Source organism: Paenibacillus sp. 01T442 (assembly GCF_056398345.1).
The window spans coordinates 186,619-207,274 of sequence record NZ_JBFTPF010000001.1; the positions used below are offsets into that span (position 1 = coordinate 186,619).

Below are 20,656 nucleotides of genomic sequence, written 5' to 3' on the forward strand. Positions count from 1 at the left end.
GAGGAGGAAGGGGAAATGGGTATGAAACTGCAAAGTAAAGTAGCGATAGTAACAGGAGCCGCTTCAGGTGTTGGTAAAGCGATAGCAGAACTTTATGCAGAGGAAGGCGCCAAGGTCGTAGTAGCTGATCTGAATCAAGAAGCTATCTCGGCAGTTGTGGACGCGATTAGGCAAAATGGTGGGATTGCTATAGGCGTGGTCGCTAACGTCATGAAGGAAGAGGAGATCCAGGCGATGGTGGACAAAGCTGCCGGAGCATTCGGAAGAGTCGACATTCTCGTAAACAATGCAGGAATCATGGATGGCTTCAGATTAATCGAAACAATCGAAGACGATTTGTGGGACAGGGTAATAGGCATTAATTTGACAGGTCCAATGCGTGCGATTCGCAAAGCGCTTCCGTTCATGTTGAAACAGGGAGGGGGCGTCATTGTAAATATTGCATCCGCCGCTGGAATAACTGGGGGCAAAGGTGGAGTAGCCTATACTTCTTCGAAGCATGGTCTAGTGGGGCTTACTAAAAATGTTGGTTACATGTACGCGAAATCCGGCATTCGCTGTAACGCTATTGCACCAGGCGGTGTTCTAACCAGTATCATGAATTCGATGGGCAATATGGACATGGCAGCTTTACAGGAGTTCCAAATTGGAGCGGGTACGCAACGGCGCGAACCTGTAGATCCTAGTGAAATTGCTACCGTTGCTCTATTCCTTGCATCTGAGGATTCTAAGTTTGTGAATGGGACTGTCATCACGGCTGACGGTGGTTGGACGTCGTATTAAAGCAAATAATAGGCTGAACGGGTTATTCCCGATCAGTCTTTTTTTTCGAAGAAGCGAAAGTCGTTAAAACGTTACTATGTGGTCGTTAGATTGTTAGATGGAAGGGATCGTATCCCTTAAAATCAAGGTAAGACATGAGAGAAATAATAAACGGAAAGGAAGGGTTTCTAAGATGGAAAAAGCATCGGCAACTGTATCGCGGGTGGGTATCCCGTACAAGAAAAAAGAAAATCGTTTCCGTAAATACCTGCCACTTCTAATTATGATGGCACCTGGACTTCTATACTTGTTGTTCAATAATTATATCCCGATGCTCGGGATCGTCATTGCCTTCAAAAAAATAAACTTTGCTAAGGGGATCTTGGAAAGTGACTGGATTGGATTTAAAAACTTTGAATATCTCTTTAAGACATCGGACGCTTATATTATTACCCGAAATACCATTCTTTACAATTTATTGTTTATAGTCGTTGGAACCTTTTTATCTTTAGCCTGTGCAATTTTGTTGAATGAGATCAAAAACAAAGTATTACTTAAGTTTTATCAAAGTGTGATTACTCTGCCGCATCTGATTTCCATGGTCATCGTCAGCTATTTGGTATACGCCCTCTTAAGTGCGGATACGGGATTCATAAATCACACCGTACTTCCATGGTTCGGAATAAAGGATGGAATTTCTTGGTACACCGAGGAAAAGTATTGGCCTTGGATACTAACAATGGTTCATTTCTGGAAAAGTGTTGGCTATACGAGCATTGTATTCTTTGCAGCATTGATGGGAATTGATGAAGAGTATTATGAAGCTGCTAGACTCGACGGTGCAAGCCGATTGCAGCAGATCCGACATATTACCTTGCCGATTCTAACACCAGTCATTATCATGTTGACGCTGCTCAGTATCGGAAGGATTTTCTACTCGGATTTCGGTTTATTTTATCAGGTTCCGATGAATTCAGGTGCATTATTTAATACAACCGCCACGATCGATACGTATGTATTTAAAGGATTAACGGGCAATGGCGATATTGGCTTGTCCACAGCAGCAGGAGTGTATCAATCTCTCGTTGGATTCTTACTTGTTATGCTTGCAAACTATATGGTGCGACTATACAGCAAAGATAGCGCATTGTTCTAAGCGAATGCTTCCGAAGCGAGTTTTCTGCTCGTCAAGATGCGTAATCAGGAAGTACCGCAGAAAACTTTAAGGAGGTAGACACCCATGAAAAAAGAGAGTAGAGGTTTAACATGGCTCAGCCATATCACGATGTTCTTGTTCACCGTCATTTGTATTCTCCCGTTCATACTGCTCATTTCCGCTTCGTTAACGGATCAGAATGATATCATCGCGTATGGTTATTCGTTCATCCCGCATACGTTTAGTACGGCTGCGTATGAATATTTATACGAAAGAGGGGGAGAGATCGCCMGGGCTTACGGAGTGACAATCTTCGTTACGATAGTCGGAACTGTTTTAGGGGTAACCATGACGGCTCTTTTAGCTTATCCGTTATCCAGAAGTGGTACCCCATATCGCAATTTGATTATGTTTATCGTCTTCTTTACCATGTTGTTTCATGGAGGACTGGTTCCCTCCTACTTGGTTTATACACAGATCTTCCATATTAAAAATACGATCTGGGCACTAATTGTACCGKGGCTCCTGATGAACGGATTTTACGTGATGTTGATGAGAACCTTCTTCCAGACGACGATTCCTAGCGCTTTGATCGAATCCGCACAAATAGACGGAGCCGGCGAATATAGGACCTTATGGTCCATTGTACTTCCGCTATCGGGCCCTATATTGGCAACGATCGGGCTCTTCGAATGTATCATGTACTGGAATGATTGGCAGCTAGGTATGATCTATATTACCAATCCTAATCTGTACAGTGTACAAAATCTGCTGAATCGAATCATGCAGGATATCCAATTCATAAGCACGAATATGACGAATAATGCAAGTGATGCTATGCAACAAATGCCTACAGATGCTGTAAAAATGGCCATTGCTGTCATTGGGGTTCTCCCGATCTTGGTGGCTTACCCATTCTTCCAAAAATACTTTATCAAAGGAATTATGATTGGTGCTGTAAAAGGATAAGGTGCCAATTGGATTCCCCTATATGCGATGGCGCCACAACTGACTTATTATGGTTGTGGCGTTGCCTGTTCTTATAAGAGTATGATAGATCTGAAATTTAAATTTAAAGTAATAAAGGAGCCGAAACGATCATGAATACACCCGCATGGTACTGGAGACGAGCCTCGTTGAGAGTTAAGTTAATTGTCAGCGTGTTCATAATGACGATGCCGCTGGTGGGGATGCTCTTATACAACAACTACTATGCTATTCATGTCGTTAGGGGTCAAGTTGCGGATTCTTATAAGAACACGTTGAACCTTTATACGAACCAGAGTGATTCTCAATTAGACGACATTGATTCGTATATGCGTACGGTTGCCGGTACCGGATACGATTTGTTATCGCTTAGCCAAGAGGAGGCTGATGGCGAGTATTACAGTGCTAAAATATATTTGTTTAACAAGTTAAGTAAAGATATTAATTTGTACGATCCGATTACTTCATTTTTTGCCTATACGGATCATCGGCAAGATTTCTTAACTATTTCTAAGAAGAATGCTTCAGACATTAAGGGAAATGACATTATTGAAAAATATCTGATTGCCTATATGCATTCTGAGTTATTTTCAAAGGGAAGTCCTTCTAAAGTTTGGAAATATGTCCAAATTAACCAGGTTAATTACCTTGTTGATATTGTACGTGCTGGGGACACCTACCTTGGCGCTTTGATTAATACGGAGGAATTGGTAACCCCCCTTCATTCGCTTCAAATTGGAGAAGAGGGAGAGGTTATATTAGCCAATACACAAGGTGAACCTATTTCCGATTCAAAACTAGTAAGTGAATATGGGATTGAACTTCAACAGAAAGCAAATGAATATTATATATCAGGCACGAAAAAGAAATTTCTTGTGGTTGGCGCTCTGTCTAATCGAGGAGATTTCAGTTTAAATGTATTGATACCCGATCATTATATATTAGCAAAGCTTCCTTATCTGCAGTCCATAGTTTGGTTTATCACGATCGCTGCATTTCTCTTTATCCCTATAGGTCTGTATGCCATGAGGCAATCTGTTCTAGTTCCACTCTATCGATTACTACGCACAATGAAGAAAGTTCGAGAAGGTGACTGGAGCAGTAGGGTAGAGCTTAGCAATACTTCGGGAGAATTTCAACTGATGGGTGGGGCGTTTAATGCCATGATGTCCGAGGTTGAACGGCTCCGAATTAACGTCTACGAGGAGCAGTTGAATAAGCAAAAAGAGGAATTACAGCGGCTTCAACTGCAGGTCAATCCTCATTTCTTCTTGAATACACTCAATATTATTTATAATCTGGCTAAAATTAAAAATTATGATTTGATCTTGGATATGACCATGTCTCTAATCGAATATTTCCGATTTATGTTCCGGAGCAATACGTCTTTCGTACCGCTTAAAGATGAGCTTGAACATACGCGTAATTATTTAAAGATCCAGAATTTACGTTTTCCGGAAAAATTGAAGTGGACGATTCACTCACCGGATTACTTATTAGATGTCCCGATCCCTCCACTCGTCATTCAATCCTTTGTTGAGAATTCAATTAAGCATGCCGTTACGTTGGATGAGCCGCTCACCATTGAGATACAGATTGAATTTCTGATTGAAGAGCATGGCTCCAGAATGAAAATAAGCATAAGAGATACAGGACCAGGATTTAAGAACGACATACTAGAGAAACTGCAGGCAGGCAGAAGTGTGGAAAATGAGCGAGGTGAGCATACTGGGATTTGGAATGTAGAACGGCGATTACGACTCTTGTACGGTGAAGTCGCATCTATCTTATATGATAACGATCTTCAAACCTTTGGAGCTAAAATAGAAATAATTATTCCTACTAACCMCGGATTGGAGGAAACGAGATGAAATATCATCTGCTCATTGTAGACGACGAAGTTCTGGCTATTGAAGGGGTTAAATCCGACCTTGATCTGAATAAATTAGGCATCAGCAGACTGCATACAGCCATTAATATCAGACAAGCCAAAGACTTTTTCGTAAGGGAAAGGATCGATATTTTGTTGTGTGATATCGAAATGCCCCAAGGCAGCGGTTTTGATTTGTTAACTTGGGTGAGAGAGCATCATCCGAATACAGCAACGATCTTCTTCACAAGTCATGCTGATTTTAAATATGCGAAAGAAGCGCTTCAACTGGGTAGTGTTGATTATTTACTTAAGCCTGTTCGTGCAACTGACTTGGAAAATGCCATTCGAAAGGCGCAGGACATCATAAATCGAAACAGTGAGTTCAATAGAAACAGTCAATCCCATCAACTATGGCTCAAGAATCATTCCTTTATTATTGAAAGGTTCTGGGTGGACTTGATCAGCCATTCCATACCGAGCCAGCCCTCCGCGATAAGAGATCAAGTGGAATTGCATCACATTCCTATAACGGAAGAATCGGTCTTTCTCCCTATTCTCATTTCGGTTCAAAAGTGGAAAAAAGAGTTGAATCGAAGAGACGAGAAGATTCTAGCGTATGCCCTTAAAAATTCAGCCGAAGAAATGATCATCGGTAACGGTTCAAACGGCATATGTTTTCACTTGGATCGGGGAATGCTCTTGTTGATCATGGTCGCAAATAAGGGCACGAATTGGGAGTACGAACAACTATTCCGAGCTTGTGAAGAATATATCGATTCGTGTAACGATTATTTTTACTGTGATCTCTCTTGTTATTTTGGAAACGCCGTAGAAGCTTATGAAATGGCCGAAATGGTAGCAGAGTTAAGGAGACAAGATCGGAATAATGTTGCTTTCGTAAACCAAGTCTATCTTCAGCCTGATAACGGCACTTCTATGTCCCAAACAAAGCTGCCAACACTTAGCATAGTCGCCTCACTTATGAAAACAGCGACGAAGGATGCAGTCGTTCATGAAGTGGAAACGCTTTTGAACAGTCTTGTCAAAAACCAAGGAATCAATGCTGATATTTTACACCAATTCAATCAAAATTTTACCCAAGTCGTCTACTCCTTTTTGAACTTGAAAGGGATTGAAGCCAATCAATTATTTGGTGATGAAGAATCAAGACAGATCTCGGAATCGGCGGGGCGGTCTATCATAGATATGCTCATCTGGGCTCGTCATGCTGTTAACAAAGCGATGATTCATGCAGAAGCGATCAAAGAAACAGAGAAAATAGTCCAGATTGTGAAAACATTTATCTCACATAACCTGGATCAAGATATGACACGTGAAATGATCGCAGATCAAGTCTTTCTACATCCCGATTATTTAACGAGAATTTTCAAAAAAGAGACGGGATACGTTTTATCGGATTATATTGTGATTGAAAAAGTCAAAGTGGCGAAAGAGTTATTATCACATACAGATCGTCCTGTAAGCGCAATTGCATCGACGCTGGGATATACGAATTTTTCCTATTTTACAAAACTATTTAAAAAACACGTTGGCTTAGGGCCTATGGAATATCGAAGTCAAAATAACAAAGATCAATAAGTCGTGAAAACGCTATTATGATGTCGGTAGAGTGTTAGTCGCCCACTTCATTGAACGATATGATGAAGGTGTAAATGATTGATACTTTGGGGGGGATAAGAGATGAAAAGGAAATTAAAGTTGGCGACATTGTCGCTTGTCACAGTTATGTTAACGGGAGTCATTGCTGGGTGTTCATCTTCGAAAACGGATGAAAATAGTGGTGCAACTGCAGCTTCCAGCACAACTCCGAACAGTGCGACAAAAGATCCTTATGAGATCGCAATTGCCATGCCGGCGTTCGGAGCAGTTCCGAAGGATACCCAAGCCGTGCAAGATGAAATAAGCAAAATTACAAAGGCCAAAATTAACGCAACTGTCAAAATCATACCTATTAGTATCGGGGCATGGGCTCAACAAAAGAATTTAATGACTTCTGGCCGTGAGAAACTGGATTTGTCATTTGAATTTGGTGCTGGGTACAGCTCGAGTGTAGCAACTGGAAATTTTGTTGCAATCGACAATCTGTTAGATAAGTATGGCGACGGAATTAAAAAACAGATCGATCCTGCCTTCTTGTCTAGTGTTAAAATAGATGGGAAGACCTATGGCGTGCCTGTCTATAAGGATTACACGACAGGAGTTCCTGGCGTACTGATGCGGAAAGACTTAGTGGAAAAGTACAAAATTAATATAGCTTCCATTAAGACGATTGATGACTTGGATCAGGTGTATAAGACGATTAAGGAAAATGAGCCAACGATCGCTCCACTTGGAGCAGGACTATCCATGCCATCAGATGTTTATGTCTGGTATGATAAACTGGGGGATCGTTTAGGTGTGTTGCCTGAGTATGACAATGGTTTGAAAGTCGTGAATTTGTTCGAGACCAAAGAGTATGAAAACTATTTGAATAAAGTTCATAGTTGGGCTAAGGCAGGCTATATCAACAAGGATGCTGCTACAACCCAAGCTAACGCCTCAGATTTGTTGAAGGCTGACAAGGCATTTTCATATTTCATCGGCCTTAGACCTGGCAACTTGGAATCGGAAATCCGAGCGAATGGCAAAGAGCTCGTGTATGCGCCCTTAATGTCTAATATTTATTCGACTACGTCCAATACGCAAGGTGGTTTATGGACTATTTCCGTAAATTCTACGAATCCTGAACGTGTCATGATGCTTATGAATTTGATGTACACGGACAAGGATCTTGCTAATTTATTTATTTATGGCATTGAAGGGAAGCACTATGTGAAGGCGTCAGAGAATTCAATCGATTACCCTGCAGGAATTGATTCCAAGACAGTTGGATATTCGATTCAAAGTTGGATTTACGCCAATCCATCCATCGCCTATCTAATGAAGTCAGACTTACAAGACATGTGGAAATTGACTGCAGAAGMTAATCAAAAAGCGATCAAATCTAAAGCACTTGGATTTACATTCAATTCGGAACCAGTTAAAAATGAGGTTATTGCTCTTAAAAATGTAACAGATCAGTATGCAAAAGGTTTAGAGTCAGGAACACTCGATCCAGCCGATAAGTTACCCGATTTCAGAGCTAAACTGAAAGCAGCGGGTATCGATAAAGTTATTGCGGAAAAGCAAAGGCAGCTTGATGTTTGGGCGGTTGCAAACAAAAAATAAGAACGTTAAGACCAGGTTTCCATTTTAATGGGCCTGGTTTTTTTATTGGCAAAATAATTCATCTCAGGAAGTCGGTAAAACGTTATGGATGTGTCGTGAGAGTGTTAGTGCCGCATCTAGATTGACATTAAGATGTTAGTAGAGATTTAAACAAAGAAAGGGCGATAGCATGGTTGATTCGACGATTCAATATTCAAACCCGGTAATTCCCGGCTTTCATCCTGACCCAAGTGTTTGTCGGGTAGGAGCAGACTTTTATCTGGTTACAAGTTCTTTTGAATACTTCCCGGGAGTGCCGATCTTTCATAGCCGCGATCTCGTCCACTGGAAACAAATCGGACATTGCCTTACCCGCCAAAGCCAGTTGGATCTGGAAGGCTGCAGAAGCTCAATGGGCATCTATGCGCCAACCATTCGCTTCCATAACGGCCGTTTTTATATGATTACAACGAATGTTAAAATGTTTCGCAATTTCTACGTATGGGCTGAAAGTCCTGAAGGACCATGGTCTGAGCCGGTTTGGCCGGATTGGCCGAGCGTGGATCCGTCCTTATTTTTCGATGAAGATGGGCGTGTTTACATTACAGGAACCGGCGGTTTCTTCGGGGACGAGCCGAAKGGGATCTATCAAGCAGAAATCGACCTAGAGTCAGGGAAGTTGTTATCGGAACGGCGTCTCATCTGGCAAGGCACAGGCGGTAAATCGGCGGAAGGCCCGCATCTGTATCGAATAAACGGGAAGTATTACTTGATGATTGCAGAGGGAGGAACTGAGTATGGTCATATGACTACGATCGCAAGGAGCGACTCGCCATACGGACCGTTCGAAAGCAATCCTGACAATCCCATCCTGACCCACCGAAGTTCGGGGAGTTCCATCCAGGCAACGGGCCACGCAGATCTCGTTCAACTGGAGGATGGTAACTGGTGGGCCGTTTTCCTAGGGATTCGTCCCGTATCCGTTCCGTTTAGCGGGCGGCACCATCATTTGGGGCGTGAGACCTTCCTAGCCCCGGTTACCTGGTCAGAGGATGGATGGCCTGTGATCGGGGTAGGCGGTAGGATTGCTGAGAAGATGGATGCGGGAACACTTCCACTTGTAGTCGATGAGACACCAATGACTGAAATTGATGATTTTAATACCAACCGACTCCAGCTGGAGTGGAACTTCTTAAGAAATCCACGTGATGAAGACTGGTCACTGGAAAAAAGACCGGGTTGGTTGACACTTCAAGGCTCAGCATTGACCTTAAATGATATCGGTTCTCCGGCATTTATCGGACGGAGACAGCAGCATTTTCGATGCAGCGTTTCTACGCTAATGTCATTTGATCCTTTACAGGAAGGCGATGAAGCTGGGCTTACGGTTTATATGAATGAGCGGTTCCATTATGAAATAGCACTTACTTGTGGGGTTGAAGGACGTCGCCAAGTAATCTTTCGCAGGCGAATCGGATCACTTTGGAAAGTGGAGCTGGAAGAAGAGTTTGAAGGCTCGGACATCATTCTCGGTTTGGATGCAGAACCTTTCCAGTATTCATTTTTCTACGCAATACCGAATGGAGAACGTAAGGCTTTCGGTACGGGGGAGTGCTCGCTTATCTCCACCGAGGTAGCTGGCGGCTTTACAGGTGTGTTTTTCGGATTGTATGCGACGGGCAATGGCAAACCATGCGAAGCTCCTGCCTTATTCGATTGGTTTCAATATACACCTAATTATCAATCTTAGCTTTGGGAGGTTACCGAAATGTTGAAAGCAGTATCATTGCGAACGGAGTATTTGGAAAATCCCTTGGGATTGGATACGGAAAAGCCGCGTCTAGGCTGGCAGCACCGATGTGAAGGCAGGAACGTCATACAAACCGGATATCAAGTGCAAGCATCTGCAACCGAGAGCTTCACTAACATGATTTGGGACAGCGGTAAGGTTGAGACGGACCAATCGCAGGGTATTCTGTATGAGGGTCAGGAATTAAAATCGCTTGAACGGATCTATTGGAGAGTTAAAGTTTGGAGTAATCAGGAAGAGGAGTCACCGTTCAGTGATCCTGTTTTCTTTGAAACTGGATTGTTGAACGCTTCGGATTGGAAGGCTCGTTGGATTGAACCGGAGAAAGAAGTGGATATTCACGCCTATAAGCCGGCTCCGTATATCCGGAAGGAATTCACGGTAAAGAAAGGGCTCCAATCGGCTAGAGCTTGCCTGACATCGAAAGGGTTGTACAGCTTTTATCTGAACGGAATCGAGGGTACGGATCAACTGTTCACGCCCGGGTTCACTTCCTATTACAAGCGCTTGCAATACCAAGTTTACGATGTAACTTCATTCATGCTCGAAGGTACCAATGCGCTAGGTGTCATTCTCGGGGATGGCTGGTGGAGAGGGACTACGGGTGGAGCAAGTTTAAAGAACAATTTTGGCTATAAAGTAGCTTTTCTGGGGCAACTCATGTTGGACTACGAAGATGGAAGCCGCGAGATCATCGGCAGTGACGGCTCTTTTAAGACTTCCCATGGTCCTTTGTTGAAATCGGATATGAAAGCCGGAGATCTTTATGATGCCCGAATTAATGTAGAGGGATGGAATCAACCTTTTTATGACGATTCGACTTGGGATCCTGTCCAACTCGCAGCTGAGGATGGTTTCGACAATTTGATTGCTACCCGAAGCGTACCGGTAAAACAGAAAGAAAGATTTGCGCCACAAGTAATCCGAACACCAAATGGCGAGACGATTCTCGATTTTGGCCAAAATATCGCAGGTTGGGTTGACATGAAGGTTCAAGGCGATGCAGGAACTGAGATTATTCTAGTCCATGGGGAAGCCTTAGATAAGCATGGAAACTTTACCTTGCAAAATCTCTCAGATCATGGAACATTGGAGGATTTCCAAGAGGTTCGTTACATTATGGCTGGTAATGGTGAAGAGCGCTACTGTCCACGGTTTTCGATCTTCGGCTTTCGCTATGTTCTCGTTAAGAATTATTCGGGAGAACTAACACCTGAGAATTTTACAGCAGTGGCCGTGTATTCCGACTTGGACGAAACGGGTGATTTCACCTGTTCAAATCCATTAATCACAAAGTTGGTAGCTAACTCCAAATGGAGCCAGAAGGGCAACTTTATGGAGGTGCCGACCGATTGCCCAACCCGGGAAAGAGCGGGATGGACAGGGGACGCCCAAGTATTCTGTCGAACGGCTTCTGATTTCATGAACGTGTATCCATTCTTTGAAAAGTGGATGGCCGACGTTGCAGCGGAACAATTTGCTGACGGTTCGGTCGGCAGCACAGTGCCAACTGTTATCGGGCATCACAGCATGGAGGAATGGCAAAGATTCATGGAGCAAAATAAAAACCCGATGGTGGGCATGCGCAGGCCCAAACCCGGAACTGCCAGTATTCTTGATGGTTCTGCAGGCTGGGGCGATGCGGCTGTTATCATTCCATGGACAATGTATCTATGTTATGGAGACAAGACTATCTTAGAGAGGCAGTTTGACTCAGCGAAGGCATGGGTCGATTACATGGATACTAGCGCGAAGAATGCGAATGAGCTATACCAAGATACGCCTGCTTATCAAAATTATACAGATGGAGAACGTGATGCTGATTACATCTGGGATACAAGGTTCCATTGGGGAGAGTGGCTTGAAACGGATACAGAGTTCAGTGATCTCATGGCTGTTTTGAGCAAAACCAAAGGAAACCATCCAGATGTATCAACCGCCTACTATGCTTATTCCACCCGATTGTTGGCTGAAATAGCATCTGTGTTGGGGAAGGCAGAGGAAGAAGCCAAGTACCAGGCACTTTATGAGAAAATTAGACACGTATATAATCAGTATTTTATTAAAGCTGATGGCTCTATATTGGAAGGCAGGCAGGCACCTAATGTTCGTACGCTAGCATTTGATTTGGCGTATGAAGATAAAAAACAAGCAGTCGCCGACAGGCTGGCGCAGTTGGTTGTTGAACAGGATTATCACTTGAACACTGGCTTCCTATCGACACCTTTCATCCTTCAGGTGTTGGCGGATTACGGTCATGCTGATATCGCTTTCCGATTGTTAGAGCAGGACTCGTGTCCTTCGTGGCTGTACGCCGTCAGCAATGGTGCGACAACGATATGGGAGAGTTGGAAAGGAATTAAGCCTGACGGTGAACTATCAGGATCATTGAATCATTATTCGTATGGGGCTGTATGCGATTTTCTATTTGCGGGCATAGCCGGAATACGTCCTGTATGGGAGAAACCAGGCTACAAGCATTTCATATTGAAACCCATGGTTGGAGGAACGCTGACGCATGCATCCGCGACGTATGCGTCCCTCTATGGAACCATTGCATCTAGATGGGAAAAGACGAATCAGGCTGTAACCTATCGTTTCGAGATACCAGCGAATACGACGGCGACGATCATGCTTCCAGGCAATCAAGACGATCTTAAGCAAGTATTCACCGAATTCCCAGATGCCCGGTATGAAGATGGCCGAATTGTATGTACGGCAGGAAGCGGCGAATATCAGTTTACAATTTTGATAGGGAGAGTGGCTGCACAATGAGAAAAAGTATAGAGATTAACGAGACTTGGCGATTTATTCGTGGGGACGAAGAACACGCTGCAAGCGAATTGTACAAGGATGATCATTGGCATACGGTGAATATTCCCCATACCTGGAATGCGATCGATGGGGCGAATGGATACGAATATTATCAAGGTGCTTGTTGGTACAGAAAGGCTTTTGTGGTTGAGCCGTCTTACGAGGGAAGTAAGTTGTTGATTGAATTCAATGGTTCTAACAGTATTACGGATGTCTACGTAAATGGTCAGCATGTGGGGCAGCACAAAGGCGGGTACTCCACGTTCAGGTTTGATATGACAGACATGGTTAAACATGGAGCTACAAATGTAATTGCCGTAAAAGTGGACAATCGAGTTGTGGATGACGTGTATCCTCAGAAAGCAGACTTTACCTTCTACGGGGGGATTTATCGCGATGTGAAAGTGGTGGTCACGAATCCTGTTCATTTCGATTTGATGGACCATGGTTCACAGGGTGTTTATATTGTTCAGGAGAAGGTATCAAAAGAAAGAGCCCAACTAAACATTAGAGCAAATCTTGTAAATGACAGTAATGAAGAGAAGAAAGTTCGACTGTGGGCAGATATTTTTGATGCTGATCATCATCGTGTAACCTATGCTTCCAAGGAAGTTATACTGGCTGCAGGACAAACCAGAACAGAAGAGATGCCTTGCGTCATTGACCATCCAACACTTTGGAACGGTAGAAAAAATCCCTATATGTACAGTGCCAATCTATCGATGACTAGCTTTAATGACACAATCGATGAAGTAGCGATTCCTTTTGGCGTAAGATACTTTCATGTTGATCCTGAAAAGGGCTTCTTCTTAAACGGCGAGCATCTTCCTTTGCATGGTGTATCTAGGCACCAAGACAGGAAGGATATGGGCTGGGCGATTACGGAACAAGAACAAGTCGAAGATATGGCCTACATTCGGGAAATCGGAGCATCTTCCATTCGATTAGCCCATTACCAGCACAGCCAATACTTTTATGATTTATGCGACAAAGAAGGTATGGTGGTCTGGGCTGAGATTCCCTTCATTTCCGTTATGTCACAGAACGAATTAGAAGGGATCAATGCGAAGCAGCAGATGGTCGAATTGATCAGGCAGAACTATAATCACCCTTCCATCGTATTCTGGGGGATACAGAACGAAATTCAAATCGGCGGTGAACGACCAGCGGTCAGAAAACTTGTTAAAGAGTTGCATGACTTAACGAAAAAAGAGGACCCCACTCGCCTGACGACAATGGCTAATGTTTTATTTGTCAGTGAGGAAGATGAATATAATCGTATGACGGATGTGATCGGATACAATAAATATTATGGTTGGTATCACGGTCACGCGGATGATTTTGCACCTTGGCTTGATAAGTTTCACCGCATTAACCCCGATGTGCCTCTTTGTATATCGGAATACGGGGCAGAAGGTATTGTCCAATACCATAGTGCGGATCCCAAGGTAAAAGACTACACGGAAGAATATCATGCATTGTTCCACGAAACGGTTTGGAAGACTTTCGAGAAGAGACCTTATCTTTGGGCCACGTATGTATGGAACATGTTTGATTTCGGAGCGAATATTAGAGATGAAGGTGGCGTCCAGGGAAGGAACAACAAGGGGCTTGTCTCCTATGACAGAAAGATCAAGAAGGATGCGTTCTATATGTACAAAGCGCATTGGTCTGAGGAGAAATTCGTTCATATCACCAGTAAGCGCTTTGTCGATAGAGCGGAGAGCAACATTACCGTTAAGGTCTATTCAAACTGTGATAACGTAGTGCTATATGTAAATGGAAGCGAATTTCAAAATAAAACCAGTACGGATAGGGTCTTCATTTTCGAGCATGTATCCTTGGTTGAAGGCATGAATGACATACGTGCAGTAGCTACCGGAAATAATGCTCAATACGTAGATATGGCCAAATTTAATAAGGTTAAAGAATCGAATCCAAGTTATGAAGCTCCTGTGGAGGAAAAAGGCGGCGAAGTTACGAACTGGTTCCAAATGCCTGATTTGGATGGAGAGATGGAGGAATTACAGTTCACGGACGATGCTTATTCGACGCGTTGCACGTTTAAAGAGCTTTTTGAGAATAAAGAGGCGGAAGTGGTCTTAAATAAATATTTAGGGGAAAGTTTTAGGGAGAGACCAACGTATAGCATGACGCAAGGATTTAAGATTGATACCTTGGCTGAAATGGCACCTGAACATTTCACTGACAAGCTATTATATGCACTAAATAGAGAGCTCACCAGAATTAACAAGAACAAGTAATAGCAGAGTAACGGAAAAAAGCCGGTCATTGCGGCTTTTTTTCGCATTTAAAAAAACATGAAAATGACCCTGCAAAAACGTACAAATGCCCCTTTGATATCTAAAGATTATTAAAGTATATTCTGTTGTGAACGAATACAAAATGTGCTGATTTACATCACCAGTGAAACGCAAGAATAATTGAATACCCACTTTTTACATAAGATACTTCGGTAGCGTCGATTTCTAGGCATGTACATAGCTAAGCAAAGGAAGGGTAAAAATTATGGGGAAAAGTTGGAGACGAAGGGCAAATCTCATGATAAGAAACATGAAGTTCCAAAACAAACTAATGGCAGGTTACCTTCTGGCTTGTCTCATCCCTCTGCTCTGTGTAAGCTCCATTATATTTTACCAATCGGCAGCTGCCCTTGAGAACTCCTCTCAGGAATTCGCCGCTTTGTACACGTCCCAAATTAGAACATCTTTGAATGAATTTGTGAAAGAATATGATAAGGTCACGAAGTCAGTTCTGGTTGACAATAAATTGATTTACAGCCTCGGAGATGAACAAAGTTTATCCATGAACGAGCTGGTTAACCAAAGGGTTGCCGTCCAGAGCATGCTGATGAGAGTTACAATGCTTAAATCGGAAATCAGTACCGTGATGCTGGTCAGCCGAGATAACAGCGTTTATCATTATTCGGCGGCAACGAGCAGAGTGAATGGGGAAGCGCTGTTATCCCAGGAGTGGTACAAGCACCTTCGCAATTCAGCTGAGCCTTTTTTTATTACAGGGTTGCATGACCGGTCCTATTATGAGGATAAAGCGGCGGGGGCCGTAGTGACTGTAGGAAGGGTGCTGTTCAACTCAGGGGGAGCGTACGCGGGCCTCCTTCTCATAGATTTGGATCCATCCGCGTTGCTGCAGCTTGAACATGAATTCGTTCTGGCTCGGGATAAGTATGGTATGAGTGTCATCATAAGTAATCGTCAAGGTGAAATCGTTTACCATTCCGACGCGGCCAGTGGTCAGTTGTCATGGAAGCAGGTTCTCGAATCCGGCATCGGAGACCTCAAGGATAACGGAGACGACGATCGGATTATTTTATCTGGAAGTACCGCTCAACGAAATTTGTTAATTAAAACGGAGATCCCGCGCTCAAAACTGCTGCAGAAAATTAATCAGATCAAAGGAATGACCGTAATCGTAATCGTGTTGAGCAGTCTGATCATAACGCTCATCTCGTTTGGATTAAGCTTTACGATCACAAGACCTATTAAAGCGCTCCGCAGAAGCATGAAGCAGGCGGAAGCAGGMCAATATATGCCCATAGAGCAAGAGCAGGCGGGCGACGAGATTGGAAGTCTCGTACACAGTTACAACAATATGATTTTAACGATACGCTCCTTGATAAAAGACGTGTATATCGCGGAGATCAAACAGCGCCAAGCCAAGTTCATTGCGCTCCAGAATCAGATCAACCCGCATATGCTTTACAATACGCTCGAATCGATTCGCATGAAGGCGCTAGTGAATGATGACGAGGAAGCAGCCGATATGATAACGATTTTGGCCTGCATGTTTCGGCTTGCTTTAGGCAAGGAAGGCAGCCACCATTCGGTGAAGCATGAATTGGAGTATACGGCTAATTATTTGCAGCTTCAAAATATCAGATTTGATAATATGTTCCAATTAAATATTAGGGTTCCCGAGGAGATGCTGCATTGCCATATCATCCCCCTCGTAATTCAGCCTATCGTGGAGAACAGCATCAATCATGGTTTCTTGGACTACAGTCGGCCTATGCATATTGAGATTGAAGGTGTCTGGACCGAAGAACGGGATATCCTCATCCGGATTACAGACGATGGGAGCGGTATGTCCTTAGAGAAGCAAGCCCAGCTGTTAGCTACTCTTGAGAATGCGCAGTCGGACAAATACAAGCTCGAGGAGATCGATCAGCCGAAAAATCAAGGGTTAGGCCTCGAAAATATCACTGAACGCATTAAACTTCAATATGGAGACCGGTATTATTTGACGATTCGTTCCGGAGTTCATCGCGGAACGGTGGTTGAGATTTTAATCCCCAAGGTTCAGGGAGAGTAAGGTGCGAAAATAGAAAAGAGGTGCTTTGGGATGAGATTGATCTTGGTGGACGATGAGAAGGGCATTGTGAACGGTCTCAAAAAAATGATCGGTCGCTCTATTCCGGAATGTGAGGTTGTCGGTGAGGCTTATAACGGTTTGGAAGGGTCCCATTTAATTCGAAAGCTGCAGCCGGACATTGTCATTACGGATATTCGAATGCCGCAAGCAGACGGTCTCGACATGATCAAAATGCTAAAAGACGAGGGCAGTCTAACTAAATTCATTCTCCTAAGCGGATATGCCGATTTTGAGTACGCTCGAAGAGGCATGCAACTCGGAGTGCAATTTTATATTAATAAACCTGTGATTGAGAAGCAACTGCGTGACTGTATTCATCAGGTTATGGACTCGATTCGTACGGAGAGAGCGAAACTTCGGGAGGTTGACGATTTAAAGCAAGAGGCTCACAGCCGGATACAGGAGAGCGCTTTGCGCGACATTCTTGATCTCGGAAGTGATCACACAGACCTTGTGGAAGAGCTTCTTCGGATTGCCCAGATCCCAACGGTAGGGACAAGCTGCGCATGTGTTCTGCTTGAATTTGACGGTAATGTTGATGCGTTGAAGGAATTTGGACTTCAATCCTTCTATTTTAAAATAGACAATTCCCTGAGGCAGTACCGGAAAGTGTACCGTTTTCGTTATACAGGAGCTCAGGTGGCCGTGGTAGTTACCCATGATAGATCCATCAATTACGAGGAATTGATCCGGGCGATATATGTTATGAAGGCGGGAGTGTACCGGGAATTAAGCCTGTCCATGACAGTAGGAATTGGTACTCTTAAGAAGCAGGCTTTCGAAATCGGCCAATCCTTTGATGAAGCACGTCATGCATTAAGCTACAAAATTATCAAGKGAGCAGGTGCCGTGATTCCGTTTCAAGAGATCGTGAGTCTGACGGGACGGAGTCACATTGTTCCTGAAGAAATGATAGCCAAGTTGGAGGCTGGTCTCGACAATATGGACGAAGTGGGATGCGTGGACACCATTCGAGAGGTATTTCGTGGGATGGAAGCGCAAGCTAGCATAAGTCCGGCAGATCTTCAATTTCATTGCTTAAATATCCTTTTATCGAGCGTGCGCAAATTGTCTTTTCAGCAGCTGCAGCATAACGATTTCCTGAGCCGCCATATCCTGTCTTTAGAAGGCATCTCGCGGTTTCGGACGCTGGAACATTTGGAGGAATGGATGATTGAGGTTATCCGTGGAATTATTTCGTTCAAATTGAAGCATAATATACCCAAGAAGAAGATTATCATCGACGAGATTAAGGAATACGTTTCGACTCATTATAATGAGCCGATTAGTCTTGCCGATCTAGCCGCACGCTTTTTCATCAGCCCCCATTATTTAAGTCAGTTTTTCAAACAAAAAACGGGTGATACCTATGTGAATTTTTTGACGGGGATCCGAATCGACAAAGCGAAAGAATTGCTTGAGAATACCGATTTGAAAGTGTACGAAATCARCTCAATGGTAGGCTACTCCGATTCGCAGCATTTTGCCCGATTGTTTGAGAGGCTAACAGGTTGCAAGCCAAGTGAATATCGTAAAAATCTTCCTAAAATTTAAATGTATGACTGATGACAACCATCGCTTAGACATGGAAAAGATTGCAACCATCGGCTTAAGGAGGTCGAATAGTAGCAATCTTTTTATTTGCCCAGAAGTTGTCACAGTTTATTATTTGGAGAATTTTTGGGTACTTAGGCAGTCCAGACACTCCAAAAGACATGGTTTTTCAATGCACCTTAAAAATGACCTGTTTTTTCACATAATTGTCCCGTTGAGAGCTTTTCTGCCAGAATGTATAGTAACTGTGTAAGCGAATTCAGCAACTAGATACTGGGGGGAACAAGTTGAAAACAATGGCTTTTAATCGAATGAAGGTATATTGGCCACTTTATGTCATGGCGATTCCGGGGTTGATTTTTCTCTTTATTTTTAAATACATTCCCTTGGCTGGTGTCGTTATCGCCTTTAAGGATTATTCGGTTTTCAAAGGATTTATCGATAGTCCCTGGGTAGGGCTCAAGCATTTTGAGACCCTGATTCACCATCCTGACTTCGTCCKGGTGTTTGGCAACACACTGATGTTGGGATTTCTTAAGATCGTTTTGGTTTTCCCGGTACCCGTTCTGTTGGCGCTGATGATCAATGAGATTCGAAAGTCTACGCTGAAAAAAGGAATTCAGACTTCATTGTACATTCCGCACTTTTTGTCTTGGGTTATTGTTGGCGGTATCGTCTTTGACTTCTTTTCTACCAGCGGATTATTCAATATCGTCATGGGGTGGTTTGGTGTTGATCCTGTGCTTGCCATGCAAGAAAGCGCATACTTCCGGCCTATTTATGTGATCACTGCCATATGGAGAGATGCAGGCTGGGGCACTGTGGTATATATGGCTGCGATTAGCTCTATCGATCCCCAGCTATATGAATCAGCTATGATTGACGGCGCGTCCAAATTCAAGCAAATCCGACACATTACGTTTCCGCTTCTGCTGCCTACTGTGCTGATTCTGTTTCTATTGGAAATCGGTAACTTCCTGGATCTAGGTTTCGATCATGTGTTTAATCTTCTCACACCGATGACTTACAACGTTGGAGATATTATCGATACCTATGTGTTCCGAGCAGGCATTCAGCAAGCTCAATATAGCTTCGCTACTGCGGTAGGCTTGTTTCAGTCAGTGATCGGATTTATTCTTGTATTCATCTTTAATAAGCTATCGAAGAAGTTTTCGGATGGGGGGCTCTGGTAGACATGTTTGAATCGAAACGGGAAAAAGCATTCGGTGCTTCCATTACGGTTATTCTCATCCTATTGTCAATCATAGCTCTCATACCGCTCTTATCCGTGATCTCTACATCGTTTAGCTCCAAGAGCGCTGTCGATATGAATCTGGTAACGATTTGGCCGAAGCAATTTACGTTAGCCTCCTGGGGACATATCATCGATCGCTCCGACCTATGGAAGGCATTTTTCTTAACGCTCGGATCGACGCTAATCGGCACGGTGCTCGCTTTGCTGATGACTGCTTTGCTCGCGTATCCGCTCTCGAAGACGGAGTTTCGGTGGGGGCCAGTCATTATGGTTGGAGTGGTGATCGCGATGATTTTCAAGGCACCTATTGTACCTTACTTTCTAACAGTTCGGGGCATCGGGCTTTATAATAACCCGCTGGTTCTGATCGTACCGCATATATTGAATCCGTTTAATCTGATCATTATGAGAAGCTTCTTTAAGGAATTTCCTAAGGAATTGGAGGAGGCGGCCTTCCTTGAGGGCAGTGGATATTTCCGAATGCTGTTCCAGTTTGTTCTTCCGCTGTCCAAAGCTGTATTGGCGACACTTGCGCTATTTTACGGTGTCGTGTTGTGGAACCAGTTCCAGCACCCGCTCTTTTTCCTACAAGATCCGAATTGGTTCCCACTGCAGATTAAGATACGGCAGTTCATTACCGATGATAACGCGATTATGGCAGGTCCCGTTGCAATAGGTGATCTGAACTATAACGAGCGTACACTTAGAGCTGCGACTGTTATCTTTGCAATTATTCCAATCGTTTTGGTCTATCCTTTCCTGCAGAAGTACTTTGTCAAAGGAGCCATGATTGGTTCTGTAAAAGGGTAAAACGCCCATACCGGT

General features: G+C 43.6%; 13 protein-coding genes. All 13 read left to right on the forward strand.

The features are described 5' to 3' along the window. Window positions 1-21 precede the first annotated feature (21 nt). Complete coding sequence (locus AC1DLM_RS00855; RefSeq protein ID WP_441987837.1) at window positions 22-783, forward strand: glucose 1-dehydrogenase; 762 nt, start codon at window positions 22-24, stop codon at window positions 781-783. Window positions 784-955: 172 nt separating this feature from the next. Further along, window positions 956-1,918 (forward strand): ABC transporter permease, encoded by a 963-nt coding sequence (locus AC1DLM_RS00860; RefSeq protein WP_477568774.1) that lies wholly within the window; start codon window positions 956-958, stop codon window positions 1,916-1,918. Window positions 1,919-2,002: 84 nt separating this feature from the next. Next, window positions 2,003-2,887: a carbohydrate ABC transporter permease gene (locus tag AC1DLM_RS00865; protein ID WP_477568775.1), complete on the forward strand. Its 885-nt coding sequence runs from the start codon at window positions 2,003-2,005 to the stop codon at window positions 2,885-2,887. A gap of 131 nt (window positions 2,888-3,018) precedes the next feature. Then, entirely contained in the window at window positions 3,019-4,776 is a 1,758-nt protein-coding gene (locus tag AC1DLM_RS00870) for a sensor histidine kinase (RefSeq protein ID WP_477568776.1), read from the forward strand. Continuing rightward, window positions 4,773-6,377: a response regulator transcription factor gene (locus AC1DLM_RS00875; protein ID WP_477568777.1), complete on the forward strand. Its 1,605-nt coding sequence runs from the start codon at window positions 4,773-4,775 to the stop codon at window positions 6,375-6,377. Before AC1DLM_RS00870 ends, AC1DLM_RS00875 begins: the two co-directional genes overlap by 4 nt. Window positions 6,378-6,479: 102 nt before the next feature. Continuing rightward, entirely contained in the window at window positions 6,480-8,006 is a 1,527-nt protein-coding gene (locus tag AC1DLM_RS00880) for an ABC transporter substrate-binding protein (RefSeq protein WP_477568778.1), read from the forward strand. 169 nt (window positions 8,007-8,175) lie between these two features. Further along, on the forward strand, window positions 8,176-9,735 hold the full coding sequence (locus tag AC1DLM_RS00885; RefSeq protein ID WP_477568779.1) for a glycoside hydrolase family 43 protein: 1,560 nt from the start codon (window positions 8,176-8,178) through the stop codon (window positions 9,733-9,735). Window positions 9,736-9,753: 18 nt separating this feature from the next. Next, entirely contained in the window at window positions 9,754-12,570 is a 2,817-nt protein-coding gene (locus AC1DLM_RS00890; protein ID WP_477568780.1) for a family 78 glycoside hydrolase catalytic domain, read from the forward strand. Then, complete coding sequence (locus tag AC1DLM_RS00895) at window positions 12,567-14,873, forward strand: glycoside hydrolase family 2 protein (protein ID WP_477568781.1); 2,307 nt, start codon at window positions 12,567-12,569, stop codon at window positions 14,871-14,873. Before AC1DLM_RS00890 ends, AC1DLM_RS00895 begins: the two co-directional genes overlap by 4 nt. 298 nt (window positions 14,874-15,171) lie before the next feature. Continuing rightward, entirely contained in the window at window positions 15,172-16,962 is a 1,791-nt protein-coding gene (locus tag AC1DLM_RS00900; RefSeq protein ID WP_477568782.1) for a cache domain-containing sensor histidine kinase, read from the forward strand. A gap of 30 nt (window positions 16,963-16,992) precedes the next feature. Next, window positions 16,993-18,576: a response regulator gene (locus AC1DLM_RS00905; RefSeq protein WP_477568783.1), complete on the forward strand. Its 1,584-nt coding sequence runs from the start codon at window positions 16,993-16,995 to the stop codon at window positions 18,574-18,576. Between the two features lie 296 nt (window positions 18,577-18,872). Continuing rightward, a complete protein-coding gene (locus AC1DLM_RS00910; RefSeq protein ID WP_477569055.1) occupies window positions 18,873-19,769 on the forward strand; it encodes an ABC transporter permease in 897 nt (298 codons plus the stop codon). Window positions 19,770-19,771: 2 nt separating this feature from the next. After that, entirely contained in the window at window positions 19,772-20,641 is an 870-nt protein-coding gene (locus AC1DLM_RS00915) for a carbohydrate ABC transporter permease (protein WP_477568784.1), read from the forward strand. Window positions 20,642-20,656 lie beyond the last annotated feature (15 nt).

Bases quoted from the DNA above. Each gene is read 5' to 3' on its own strand.
- AC1DLM_RS00855 (WP_441987837.1), top strand. From the start codon at position 22: ATGAAACTGCAAAGTAAAGTAGCGATAGTAACAGGAGCCGCTTCAGGT.
- AC1DLM_RS00860 (WP_477568774.1), top strand. From the start codon at position 956: ATGGAAAAAGCATCGGCAACTGTATCGCGGGTGGGTATCCCGTACAAG.
- AC1DLM_RS00875 (WP_477568777.1), top strand. From the start codon at position 4,773: ATGAAATATCATCTGCTCATTGTAGACGACGAAGTTCTGGCTATTGAA.
- AC1DLM_RS00890 (WP_477568780.1), top strand. From the start codon at position 9,754: ATGTTGAAAGCAGTATCATTGCGAACGGAGTATTTGGAAAATCCCTTG.
- AC1DLM_RS00895 (WP_477568781.1), top strand. From the start codon at position 12,567: ATGAGAAAAAGTATAGAGATTAACGAGACTTGGCGATTTATTCGTGGG.
- AC1DLM_RS00915 (WP_477568784.1), top strand. From the start codon at position 19,772: ATGTTTGAATCGAAACGGGAAAAAGCATTCGGTGCTTCCATTACGGTT.